Source organism: Cohnella sp. WQ 127256 (assembly GCF_024519285.1).
Classification (GTDB): domain Bacteria; phylum Bacillota; class Bacilli; order Paenibacillales; family Paenibacillaceae; genus Cohnella.
Genome location: NZ_JAMZCY010000001.1, coordinates 380512 through 392721, shown reverse-complemented (window position 1 = coordinate 392721; position 12210 = coordinate 380512). Strand labels below are relative to the sequence as shown.

Annotated in this window: 9 protein-coding genes; 1 reads left to right on the top strand and 8 read right to left on the bottom strand. The window is 46.1% G+C overall.

Annotated features, from left to right (window positions below):
* Positions 1-62: 62 nt before the first annotated feature.
* The 5 genes from M1K58_RS01580 to M1K58_RS01560 all read right to left on the bottom strand — a co-directional run bounded on the left by M1K58_RS01580 (position 63) and on the right by M1K58_RS01560 (position 7213).
* Positions 63-1079 (bottom strand): ABC transporter substrate-binding protein, encoded by a 1017-nt coding sequence (locus tag M1K58_RS01580; RefSeq protein WP_256756913.1) that lies wholly within the window; start codon positions 1077-1079, stop codon positions 63-65.
* A 167-nt stretch (positions 1080-1246) separates the two neighbouring features.
* Positions 1247-2239, bottom strand: a complete 993-nt coding sequence (locus M1K58_RS01575; protein ID WP_256758195.1) for an NAD(P)-dependent alcohol dehydrogenase — start codon at positions 2237-2239, stop codon at positions 1247-1249.
* Positions 2239-3225: an NAD(P)-dependent alcohol dehydrogenase gene (locus M1K58_RS01570; protein ID WP_256756912.1), complete on the bottom strand. Its 987-nt coding sequence runs from the start codon at positions 3223-3225 to the stop codon at positions 2239-2241. The genes M1K58_RS01575 and M1K58_RS01570 overlap by 1 nt, the downstream gene beginning before the upstream one ends.
* A 149-nt stretch (positions 3226-3374) precedes the next feature.
* The gene (locus tag M1K58_RS01565; RefSeq protein ID WP_256756911.1) at positions 3375-6047 is read right to left on the bottom strand and encodes a winged helix-turn-helix domain-containing protein; all 2673 of its coding nucleotides are present in this window, start codon (positions 6045-6047) and stop codon (positions 3375-3377) included.
* A gap of 32 nt (positions 6048-6079) precedes the next feature.
* The gene (locus M1K58_RS01560; protein WP_256756910.1) at positions 6080-7213 is read right to left on the bottom strand and encodes a Gfo/Idh/MocA family protein; all 1134 of its coding nucleotides are present in this window, start codon (positions 7211-7213) and stop codon (positions 6080-6082) included.
* Between the two features lie 136 nt (positions 7214-7349).
* Between M1K58_RS01560 and M1K58_RS01555 the strand changes: the two genes are divergently transcribed.
* Positions 7350-8285: an AraC family transcriptional regulator gene (locus M1K58_RS01555; protein WP_256756909.1), complete on the top strand. Its 936-nt coding sequence runs from the start codon at positions 7350-7352 to the stop codon at positions 8283-8285.
* A gap of 29 nt (positions 8286-8314) precedes the next feature.
* Here M1K58_RS01555 and M1K58_RS01550 read toward each other — a convergent pair whose 3' ends face one another.
* The 3 genes from M1K58_RS01550 to M1K58_RS01540 all read right to left on the bottom strand — a co-directional run bounded on the left by M1K58_RS01550 (position 8315) and on the right by M1K58_RS01540 (position 12195).
* Positions 8315-9262, bottom strand: coding sequence for an NAD-dependent epimerase/dehydratase family protein (locus M1K58_RS01550; RefSeq protein WP_256756908.1), 948 nt, complete (start codon positions 9260-9262; stop codon positions 8315-8317).
* 22 nt (positions 9263-9284) lie between these two features.
* The gene (locus M1K58_RS01545) at positions 9285-10475 is read right to left on the bottom strand and encodes a glycine C-acetyltransferase (protein ID WP_256756907.1); all 1191 of its coding nucleotides are present in this window, start codon (positions 10473-10475) and stop codon (positions 9285-9287) included.
* A gap of 76 nt (positions 10476-10551) precedes the next feature.
* Positions 10552-12195, bottom strand: coding sequence for a right-handed parallel beta-helix repeat-containing protein (locus tag M1K58_RS01540; protein WP_256756906.1), 1644 nt, complete (start codon positions 12193-12195; stop codon positions 10552-10554).
* Positions 12196-12210 lie beyond the last annotated feature (15 nt).

Genomic DNA, 12210 nt, shown 5'->3' with positions numbered 1-12210 from the left:
GTTAACGACTCGTCATAATCGTCAAGTTCGACAAGACAGGACACTTTCATTGATGTGCTTTTTTATTGACCAACGATGAACTCTTTCCATTTCTTCGTAATCATTTCTTTGTTCGCAATAGCCCATTCCATGTCGTATTCAATCGGAACGAGAGATTTCAAAGGCACCATCCCTGCAGGTTCACTTAAATCCGTTCTAACCGTACGACGGAAAATATCTCCGATATTCGTTTGCACGTCTTTACTTAACAGGAAGTCAACGAACTTCTGAGCGTTCTCCATGTTTTTAGCGCCTTTAACAATGCCTATTCCAGAAGTGAGTAACGTATTGCCATCGCTCGGATAGACGATATTCAGATCTGCACCGGATTCCATATATTTCAGTGCGCCTTGCTCATAAGTAACACCTACGCTGTACTCTCCATCGGATACACCTTTGAATGTACCTGACGAGCTACTAATCAATTTGCCATCCAGATTATCAACGAAGCGCTTAATCAAATCCATTCCCTCATCGCGATTAAGCTTAGAAAGAATCATATTGACTACAGCGGTGAAAGAAGATCCGGATTTAATAGGATCGGCATGGGCAATTTTACCTTTCCATTTCGGATTGGTCAGATCCTCCCAGCTCTTAGGCGCCTCTTCGTCCTTGACTAGTTTCGGATTATAGATGATAACCATAGGCTCAAGATTAAAGCCATACCAAGTGTTGTTAGCGCTCTTGGCTTCCGGAATTAGAGAATCAATTTCTGTACTTTTGTAAGATTCGAGCAGATCATCAATGACCGCATAACCATCAACAAATCCCCCCCACAGAACATCACCAAGCGGATTATCTTTCTCCGCACGGATTCTTGCGATTAGCTCCCCCGTACCTGCACCCACTAAGTTAACGGTAATTCCCGTTTTCTCTTGGAACTCTTTCACAATTGGATCAGACCAGTCTGCTGCATGGGAATAATAGAGGGTCAAGGAATTCGACTTTTTGTCCCCGTCTTTTTTATTGGAGCCACATCCTGCTACTACAATACTGCTGACAAGAAGCAAAACAAGTAGATATGCATATTTCTTTTTCATAGTTAATGTCCTCCCCTTTTTTGAATTCTTCCACATTATAAAGCGTTTACATTTTGACAACAACGCAACAATCCTGCATTAATGTTTGAAATACAGCACAACAATTGAAGCAAGCAACAAAAAAAAGCCTGGCTATCCAAGGCTTCTCGAATGTATTCCTTTACCCCTCACACCGCTTCTGTACTATGCTCCAATGTTATAACAACATTTCCCTTCTTGTGCCCTTCGTCAACATAGCGATGGGCCTCGGCAACCTGTTCTAATGGATAACGTCTATCAATAACGGATTTGATTTTCCCCGCTTCAATTAGCTCCTTGAGAAATATTAAATCTTCCTTTTTTTCGCTTGCGATACCCGATCGCGCTTTCCTCCTGCCAATCATAGAAGTCCATAGTATGGGAACAATCTGAGGAAAATCCATAACAATAAAAAGATAAAGCCCTTTCGGAGTTAGCGCGTGTTTACACTGGGAAAACGATGATTTTCCAACCGTTTCTAAAATAATGTCATAGGTTTGACCGCTTCGGGTAAAATCATCTTTCGTATAGTCGATGACATGATCGGCGCCTAGAGATCTCACCCATTCTAAATTCGCAGTACTGCATACCCCTGTCACTTCTGCACCAAAATATTTAGCAATCTGTACCGCATAAGTACCTACACTTCCAGATGCGCCATAGATGAGAACCTTTTGCCCGCTCTGAATATTGCCCTTCCTAAGAAAACTCAACGCAGTTGATGCTCCAACAGGAACAGCAGCGGCTTCCTCATAGGTCATATTGATAGGTTTTATTGCCACTGCCCCATTTTCAGGAAGACAAATGTACTCCGCATAACCACCAAAACCAAAACCACTCAATGCAAATACCTCGTCACCCTTCTTAAATCGTTTTACACTGTTGCCTACTGCTTCAATTACCCCGGCTAGCTCAATTCCTAGTATCGGATTTTTTGGTTTTCTGAGACCAATTGCTATTTTGGAGAGAGGCCAGAACGGCAAAGACTTTCTGGTTCCCTTTCGAACTCTTGTATCCCCTGCGGACACGGTTGTCGCGATGATTTGGATGAGTACTTCATTTTCCTTAGGAGACGGCTTTTCTACCTCTTTCAGTTGAAGCACATCTGGTGGCCCGAACTTCGTGCATACGATAGCTTTCATCATTTCCCTCCTTGATTAGGGTGCTTCACAGTGATGACCACATTTCCTCTTTTGCGCCCTGTTTCAACATACCTATGAGCTTCGGCAACCTGTTCTAACGGATAACTTCTATCTATGACCGCTTTGATTTTCTCGGCTTCGAAAAGGGTCTGGAGAAAAGCTAGGTTTTCTTTAGTTTGCTTTAATCCCGTAGCCGTAAACATAGCTTTTTTGCTACTGAGCTTAGACGTCCATAACATTTGAAGCATAATTCTCATCGTAGGAACAGTTAAGAGATAGACCCCTTTTTGCTTTAGTAAGCTTTTACAGCGTGCAAACGAACTCTTACCTATCGCATCGAAAATAACGTCATAGGTTTGACCGCTTTGAGTAAAATCCTCACGGGTATAATCGATGACCTTGTCGGCTCCTAGAGATTTCACCCGTTCGACATTCGTTGTACTGCACACTCCAGTAACTTCTGCCCCATAGTACTTGGCAAGCTGTACCGCATAAGCGCCTACCGCACCAGAAGCGCCATTAATAAGCACTTTTTGTCCGGGCTGAACCTTCGCCGTATCTCTAAGGAACGTCAATGCGGTTGTTGCCCCATCACAGATGCCAACTGCTTCTTCATAGGACGCGTTAGCCGGTTTGATAACGACCGCTTTATTTTCGGGCAAACACAAGTACTCAGCATGAGCACCCAGTCGATTTGGACTCAACCCAATAACTTGATCCCCTATATGAAATAACGTCACATCTTTGCCCACTGCATCAATTTCTCCAGCTAACTCAACCCCTGGCACACTATATTTGGGTCTTAAGAAACCATAAATAAATCTCACGATAAAGGGGTCAGCTTTACGGAAGGCACAATCCGATGGTGTAACGACTGCTGCATATATTCTGATCCGCACTTCATTATCCAAGGGAGTAGGTTTTTCTACCTCTTTAAACTGAAGAACATCCGATGAACCGTATTTTGTACATACAATAGCTTTCATGAGTCACCCCTAAGATTGAACTTATTCATCACTTGATCCATGTAAAGGTAGTATATCTACCCTCTGGTATTAATGAATAGCTACTAAAGTAGGGTTCAAGGTTTTCTAAAGAAATTGTAGTGGGGGAATGAAACGGGGGAAATACCTTGCTACAACAAGCCTAGCTCGCGGGCACGCGCTACAGCTTCGGTTCTTCTTTGGACATGTAGCTTACCAAAAATAATCTGATTGTGTCCTTTAACCGTACTCAAAGCGAGGAAAAGCCGCTCGCTAATCTCACGATTCGAGAGTCCTTGGGCAATCAATTGTAACACCTCTAACTCGCGCTCGCTTAATGGGTCAATTAGGAATTGAACAGTGGATGCCTCATGCAGAGCCGTTTTGTCTACGCTCTTCTGCTTCTCCACTTCAAAACCTGCCAGTAACTTATCCCTATATTTAGACGTACTTTCACGAGCAGCTGTTACGGACAATAGTTGGGCCATTGGAGCTCCTTCGTCGACAAAAATACGAATGAAGCCGTTCGGTTCAGCCAGAGCTAGCGCATCCCCTAGAAGCTGAGTGGCACTCTTCATCTCGCCATGTGCCTGTAGAACGACCGCCTCTAGAACCATAACCTTGAGCCGTTCATCCTCCCAACCTTTTGCCTCCATCTGCTGGCGCAACAGCTGAAGAACAGCCAGTGATGTCGTTGTGTCTCCCTGTGCCAAATATACCCGAGCCTGGCTAAGGGGGAGCTCGTGCGAGTGAGCCAGACGAGCGGCTTCCTCCAGATTTCCCTGGTGAAGAAATGTAAGCACTTGTGCCGCAGCAACCTCAGGCATCACATAGACGAAGTTATGCTGACGTACGAGCTGACTAGCCATTGCTAAAATAGCAGCAGCCCCAACCGCATTACCTTTGGCAAGTTCCAGGCGGGCGTGAAACACCTCACTGGCCACGACTCTGTCCGTGTTCTCAAATTGACGCGCCAGTTGCAGGCTCTGTTGCTCGTGGTACCCAGCCATATCCAAGTCGTTCCATTCGTAGAAAATACGTGCTAGACCAAGATGTGCTTCGCAGACGACTGGCAACGGTGAATCCCCTACGAATTTCAGCACGCTCTGGTAGGTTTGAACTGCCACTTCAAGCTGATTTTCTACTTCCTGTACGTTACCTAAGCCCATCGTAGCCATTATGATGATCACGAAATGACCGATTGATTGACTAAACGATAAGGCTTCGGCATAGGCTTGACTCGCTGCAGCACGATCTCCCAAGAGATAATAGGCATACCCCAGTGTCCATGTCGTGGCCGTCCGAACGGGGAGATTGTCTGGATGCAAATGCGCCAAGGCGCGGCGCGACTGGACAAGGATGTTATCAACATCGTGCTGACTTACTGCCACAGTAGCACGCACGGAGGCAATATGCCCGACAACATCATTGATCTTGTCATCTGGCTCTATGCCTTGCAAGGCGGCTTCAGCAGCTTGTAATTTCTGTTCGACTCCGGTCAATTGGCTGTTAAATAATAACACCGAGGCATATGTGACCCATAACATTGGCCTTGCGTTCAAAACAGTCGTTGGCTGCGACTCCAGCCACTTCATTACAGGGGCAGCCGCTCCACGAAAGTATAGAGGCATCCCCTCACCTTCCAAAAGTCGCACGACGCGTTCGACATCATTGGCTGCAGTTGCATGGTGAAAGGCTTCAATTTCCAAGCCATTTTCTTCATACCATTCGCTGGCACGAAGATGTAATTCTACCCTATCCCTTCCCTCATACCTTGTTGACGAAGCAGTGCTCTGGCTCTGGTGCATTCGCTTCCGTAGCAAATCCGCAAAGAGATGGTGATAGCGATACCAGCGCCGCTCGTTATCTAAGGGAACAATAAACAGATTGACATGTTCGAGATATTCCAATGTTTCTTGCCCTGTACTCCTCTCCTCCCCAACTTCCCGGGGAAGAATAGCATCACAAAGAGGACCGCATAGGCGGTCCAGGATAGAAGTCTGTAACAAGAAGTTCTGAATACGCTCAGGCTGACGTAACAATACTTCTTCAACCAAATAGTCCAGCACAAAATGGTGACTTCCGGTGAAGGTTTGAATAAAGTTGGAGGAATCTTTAAGTCCCTGCATGGATATTGCAGCTAACTGCAAACCAGCAATCCAGCCTTCCGTGCGGGTTTCGAGAAGCGTGATGTCTTGTGACGAAAGGCTTAAGCCCATCACCTCGTTGAGAAATCCAGCGGCTTCGGAAGGGGTAAACCGCAAGTCTGCGACGCGTAATTCGATGAGTTGATCCCGGACACGTAACCGGGCCAAGGGTAGACGAGGATCCTCACGGGTAGTGATGACCAGATTCATCTGTGGTGGCAGGTGCTCGAGCAGGAAGAGGACGGCGTTCTCCACTGGCTTAGCATCAATCATATGATAGTCGTCAAGAACAAGGACGAAAGGGTAGGGTAGGCTCGTAATTTCATTGATTAGAGCTGTCAAAATCACTTCGGTTGGGGGTGACTGTGGGGAGTGGAGCATGGCAAACACACCCTCTCCAATGTTCACCTCAATCGTTTGCAGAGCCGCGATGAGATAAGTCAGAAAGCGTGTAGCATCGTTATCCCCTTCGTCCAACGATAGCCAAGTGACTGGACGTTCACAACCGGCCACCCATTCGCTAACCAACGTGGTTTTACCAAAACCAGCAGAGGCAGAGATGAGCGTTAATTTACGGTGCAGCCCTTCGTTCAAACAAGCATTGAGACGAGGGCGAAGGACGACATTAGTCCGAGATGGAGGGACATATAGCTTGGTGGATAAAATTGGAATAGGCATAAGTCAATTATAAAAGCCTCGACTTTACACCGTCAACTACAACACCAATCAATCCGCTTGAATTGCCCTGTTTCTGCCGATTCTTTGGCCTTTAAGCACATGAGCGCGCTCAGCATCCCGTCCTCAAGTGTCGAAAGCGAGCGTGACCCAGCTCTATTACGCATTAAATCTATAAAATTAGCGGCAAGCGCAGTATCCCCACCAAAATGTCCATCACCCGCTCCGAGATCGTATGTTTCTACCCTCGGTGTATGATGCATGAACACCTTGAGCTGCCCCGTAATAAAATCAAATTCCAATGTTCCCTTGTATCCCAAGAACCGTGCTCCTCGGCGTCCAGCACCTCTTCGAGCGAAGAAATTCTGAGAGTAAGAGACATGCATACCCGATTCATAGCGGATCAACGCACTTCCTGAATCCTCATTGCCGGTATCCTCTGCGAAGACGCAGTACTCCCAATCGTCAGCTACATCAGAGCGATAAGCCGTGCTTTCCTCACAGGTCCGATTGTCCTCGCAATCCTTGCACTTCAATCCTGCTGGCTTCGTGCCCTTGAATACCTGTTTAGACGTCATCGCGCAAATTTCAGTTGGCTTCGTCCCCAATAGGGAGTGCACATAATCGAAATCATGCGTCGCTTTCTGCAAGAACATTCCCCCGGTAATCTGCTCATCTCGATACCAAGAATGATAATATACGCCGCCATAGGGAACGTTGTTAACAGCCTGAACATGCTCTACAGTCCCAATCTTTCCTGAATCGATGATTTCCTTAGCCATCTGGACGATACTCGTAAGACGCAACGGAAAAGAAACAACTACATTGGATCCAAAGGCTTCATACCCTGCCTTCAAGCGTACGAGATCCTCCATGTTCGTAGAAACAGGCTTCTCCATATACAATGGAATACCACTTGGTAGCACCTTCAATGCCATCTCTGTATGCAGAGAGCACCGAGTCCCAATCAGAATACCATCTAAATGCTCCTGTTGAAGCATTTCTTCTGGCGTATTGTACAAGGGGTAGGCTGCTGGAGAATCTATACCACTGGCTTGCTGATGTTTGGGATCAACCAGCGCGGCGATCTTGCAGGACGGATCTACGTTTTGTATTTCTTTCATCACATGACTTGCTCTCATTCCAAGACCAATAACTCCGATCCTCATCAAATGATCCTCCCATTTAAGCTTCGATATGTAGTAGAATATTTGTAGTATAGGAAGTTTTGAGCATAATAGATTTGTAAAATAAGCAATGTAATTTGTCCTATCGATGCTCATGTAATGGAGGATTCTAGCGAACATGCCAAACAATCAATCCATCCTAGACAATTTGCAACGAACGCGGCTTAAACCGGTCATCGTCGTACAAAAGCTTATTACTCTCTACTATTTTGAGTTTGGAAAAAACTATAAGTTCCCGGGGGAAAAACATAATTTCTGGGAGTTTCTTTATGTTGATCGCGGTGAGGTTGAAGTAAGCACAGACGAGGGACAACATTTATTGAAGCAGGGCTCGATTATTTTCCATAAACCGAACGAATTTCATCGTTTTCATGCCGTTGAAGGAATTGCTCCTAATGTTATTGTTATCACCTTCGATTGTCATTCTCCCGCTATGCGGAAGTTCAATAACAAGGTGCTTAAGCTTGGCGAAGAAGATCGCAAGCTGCTTGTACAGATAATGAACGAAGGGCAGAATGCCTTCGTGTTCCCTTTTGATTTCCCCTTGAAGCGCTTGGACAGCCCCGTTCCTGGGAGCGAGCAGCTACTGAAATGTTATTTGGAAATGTTTCTGATTGTGCTTTTCCGCAGATTAGACCACTTAGTTGATGGTTTCGATCGAAATGACAGTAAGAGCACCCGTGTTCCTACCCTCACCCCAGCCACCCGTGAGAACTTCGAGGAGGATCTCTTTAAGAGCATCGTCCGTTACCTCGTGGAGCATCTCGCCGAAGAGCTAAGTGTAAAGCTGATCTGTAATCAATTTTATATTAGCCGCACCCGACTTCAGAATTTATTCCAGAAGTATGCTGGTAACACGTTCATGGAATATATTATCCACCTTAGAATTCGCCAAGCCAAAAGCTTAATCCGAGAAGAAACATATAACCTTACCGGAATTGCCGAAGAACTTGGATTTTCCAGCATTCATTACTTCTCCAAAGTATTCAAGAAAGAGACCGGCATGAGTCCGTCTGAATATGCTCGTTCGGTTAAAGCGAGGATGGGGGGATGAGGAAGAGGACAAGACTTCTATATTGTATATCAATTCCCCTTAACCGCTAAATGTGAAAGCATCTCTACAGTCATTTGATCCAAATCATAGTTCACCTGAAATCCCCACTGTTCTATCGAGGCACTGCTATCGATGGCATTGGGCCAGCTATCCGCAATCGCTTGCCTCAGCGGGTCCGGCTTATAATCTACTTTGAAAGCGGGGATATGCTTTCTTATCGCTTCAGCGAGCATCTCCGGATCAATACTCATGGCCGAGACATTAAACGCGTTGCGATGCTTGAGCTTCGAACCGTCTGCTTCCATTATAGAAATAATCGCATCCAGTGCATCCGGCATGTACATCATATCCAGAAACGTACCTGGCGAAAGATAACTTGTATATTTGCCTCTAGCAACAGCCTGGATATACATTTCTACGACATAATCAGTAGTCCCTCCACCTGGGAGAGTTACATAAGAAATAAGCCCAGGAAACCGGAGACCACGGGTGTCCAAGCCAAATTTATGATAATAATAGTCACACAATAATTCCCCCGCAACCTTACTTACACCATACATAGAGTTCGGCCGTTGAATCGTTTCCTGAGGCGTATGATCCTTCGTTGTTGTTGGTCCGAATGCGGCAATCGAGCTAGGTGTGAACAACTGACAGCCAAGTGATCTAGACACCTCCAATGCATTCATCAATCCGCCGATATTCAATTGCCATGCCTGCACAGGTTTTTCCTCAGAGGTAGCCGACAATAAGGCGGCTAAATGAATGATCGTATCCACACCGTATTTGTTCGCGATATCAAACATAGCGAGCCCGTTCGTAACGTCCAGTGCTTCATATGGGCCCGACGCTACTTCTGAACTCGTCCTTTTTAGGATATCTGTTGCGATAACCCCTTCCGTACCATACAGATTACGCAGCTTCCCCACAAGCTCCGAGCCAATTTGACCTAGGGCACCCGTTACAAGTATTTTTTTCATCGCATGCGCTCTCCTCGTCTCCCTATATCAAATTCAACTCTTGCCCAACCTTGGCATAGACATCCAAAACCTGCCCCAACAAAGCTTCGGAGTGTCCCGCAGTCGGCATGTTCCTGATTCTCCCCGTACCTCTCGGCACTGTTGGAAATACAACCGCTTTCGCGTACACCCCTTCTTCATATAGCCTTCTACTGAACAACTGCGACAGCTTCTCGTCTCCAATGATGCAGGGTGTAATCGGCGTTTCACTATTCCCCGTGTTAAAGCCTAATTCCTGAAGTCCCTTTCTCAAATAACGACTATTTTCCCATAAACGATCTATTAATTCAGGAGTATTCTTAATGATATCGATAGCCGTAATACATGGAGCTACAGATGCAGGGGGCAGCGCTGTGGAGAATAGGAATGGCTTGCTTCTCGCCTTAAGCCAATCGATCAGATTTCTTTTGCCAGCTACATAACCCCCTACGACTCCGATGGCTTTGGAGAGCGTACCGATTTGCATATCAATTCGATCGGATAACCCGAAATGCTGAACAGTGCCCGCTCCCTTACCCAGTACACCCGAGCCATGAGCATCGTCCACATAAGTAATCAAATCGAGTTCTTCAGCTATGTGAACGATTTCCGGAAGCTTTGCAATGTCCCCGTCCATCGAAAATACTCCATCTGTGATGACCATAATTTTCTTAAATAATCCGGATTGTTTGGCTGCTATCGCCTTACTTCTAAGATCAGTCATATCCGAATGGTTATACCGTATGATTGCAGCCCTTGAAAGTCTACAGCCTTCAATAATAGATGCATGATTTAATTCATCGGATAGTATCGCATCATCCTTATCCATTACTGCAGATATTGCCGCAATATTACATATAAAACCAGATGGGTAAGTGATAACCGCCTCCGTCTTCTTAAATGCGATCAGCTTTTCTTCTAATTGCACATGTAAATCTAACGTACCATTGATCGTTCTAACAGCCCCGGCACCTACGCCATAGATTCTGGCTGCTTCGACCGCGGATTGAATCAACCGTGGATCCGTAGCCAATCCAAGATAATTATTCGAGGATAGATTTATCAATTGTTTCCCTGCAATGGTAATCATGAAATCGTTAGCTCCCTGTAAGGGGTCGATCACATTGTACAAACCATTATTGTTAAGATCCTCTAAATTCTCAGTTAAGAAATGCTCCAATACTAAGCTTGACATGATTATCCTCCTCACGTCATTCAACCTAGCCGGTCTTACTCACGATTCTGCAATAAGCTCTACTCTACAATATGCTTTACTCCACAATAAGCTCTTCGCAATTGTCCGCGACGATGTGTACTTCTTCCGCAACATGATAATAACGATTACCGCGGATTAGTCCTCCAGATAACGAATCCACAGTAATTCCTCTATGGCCGTTCCCGTATACGACATTATTCGTAAAGGTGAACCGTCGATGAACACCCTTTTCCGCTCCAGCGCTCTCCGTCATTAACGCCAACGCCGATGCTTGCCTCATCGTCGCAGCTGCCATTCCGCAAGAAAGGAAGAGATTGTCGCTTATCGTTACATCAGCTGTAGCGATGGATTCCTTCCAGCCATCCGCACAATTGACATGAATAGCTGTTCCTGTACAATGGTCGAAAGTGTTGCCGGTGATTTCTACGCCACGAGTTTGCACGAGGATGGCGCGGGCTCGATTGTTGCGCACGATGCTGTTACAGAACCGCAATGTAGCAATTCGTGATGCATTCGCTAACAAATCTTCCCTAGAGAAATCCGGAGGCAGCTTCTCCTGAAATTCAAGCTCCACCTCGCCAGAAATTAGCACCACTGCCTTCTGAACGGTCAACGTTGCATAAGGCTTTAACGTGCTACGACGAGTGAATTCTAGCACATCTCCCACGACTGGATGTTCTGGAAACTCTGACTGAGTATCTACATCAACGCCACACAGAAGTGTACCATTCTCCCGAATGTCCCTCACGCTCAAGTAAAAGCCATGAACATTCGTCGCATCATCGCCCATCCCCTCGAATAAGCAATCCTCAAAATCAATATGGCCTGTACAGCCAATGAAGTGTGTCGCATCTGTATTTGTGCTCAGAATATGCTCACTTCCAGGTCGTCTCATGACTCGCAAACTGTGCATAAACACATCGCCACAGCGATGCCCGACGACCCCCATACCTGGTGTTGTATAAATCGTAACCCGATCAAGAACGACGCGATCACACTCATAGAATAGGAATGCGGCTTTATAATTCATAATGTGCCGAACGACAACATGCATCCCCGGTAAAGGTACGGCAGCCAATCCGCTTTGCTTACGTGCGAGAACGCGGTCCTTCAGCTTTACGCGTAGTCGTTGAGGTCCAACCAGCTCAGAGCTTTCTGCAAAATGAAACCAATCGATCGTCCCGCGAAGCGGATGTGCACTCCCCGGCACGTAATCGATCATCGCAGCCAGAGGTACACCTGAGCGAATGGGATAGCTATCATCAAACAATAGCTCGAAGCCATCCTCATCTACTGCAGTAACCTCGGCTTGTGAGAACAACGGTCTAGCCCAATCTAGTTGTGCGTTCCGAATATTAACTTCCTTACAGCCAATGAATGAGAACGGTTGAATCAAGCCATGGAAACGCAGCAGCGCCCCCTGAAAGTCTAACGTAATACATTCCAAGCCCTCTACCTGGATGAAAATATGCTTTAAATCCGTGTTCTCGCCCAAGTCCCATGAACCTACTCCGCCCATATAAGAGTCAAAGTCTCGAATCGCATTCACGTCTGCGATCTCATATATCCCCTTCTTAAATTGGAACGTGTGTATCCCCTTAGCCAAGCCTTCCTGAACAAACGACCTGATTGCACCTGTCATATCCACACCTGTATTAGGTTCAATTCCAAAAGAAGCGGCTTCCCACACTCCGTGCATTCTCATCGTCCTCCT

Bases quoted from the DNA above. Each gene is read 5' to 3' on its own strand.
- M1K58_RS01555 (WP_256756909.1), top strand. From the start codon at position 7,350: ATGCCAAACAATCAATCCATCCTAGACAATTTGCAACGAACGCGGCTT.
- M1K58_RS01560 (WP_256756910.1), bottom strand. From the start codon at position 7,213: ATGAGGATCGGAGTTATTGGTCTTGGAATGAGAGCAAGTCATGTGATG.
- M1K58_RS01575 (WP_256758195.1), bottom strand. From the start codon at position 2,239: ATGAAAGCTATCGTATGCACGAAGTTCGGGCCACCAGATGTGCTTCAA.
- M1K58_RS01545 (WP_256756907.1), bottom strand. From the start codon at position 10,475: ATGTCAAGCTTAGTATTGGAGCATTTCTTAACTGAGAATTTAGAGGAT.
- M1K58_RS01570 (WP_256756912.1), bottom strand. From the start codon at position 3,225: ATGAAAGCTATTGTATGTACAAAATACGGTTCATCGGATGTTCTTCAG.
- M1K58_RS01550 (WP_256756908.1), bottom strand. From the start codon at position 9,262: ATGAAAAAAATACTTGTAACGGGTGCCCTAGGTCAAATTGGCTCGGAG.
- M1K58_RS01565 (WP_256756911.1), bottom strand. From the start codon at position 6,047: ATGCCTATTCCAATTTTATCCACCAAGCTATATGTCCCTCCATCTCGG.
- M1K58_RS01580 (WP_256756913.1), bottom strand. From the start codon at position 1,079: ATGAAAAAGAAATATGCATATCTACTTGTTTTGCTTCTTGTCAGCAGT.
- M1K58_RS01540 (WP_256756906.1), bottom strand. From the start codon at position 12,195: ATGCACGGAGTGTGGGAAGCCGCTTCTTTTGGAATTGAACCTAATACA.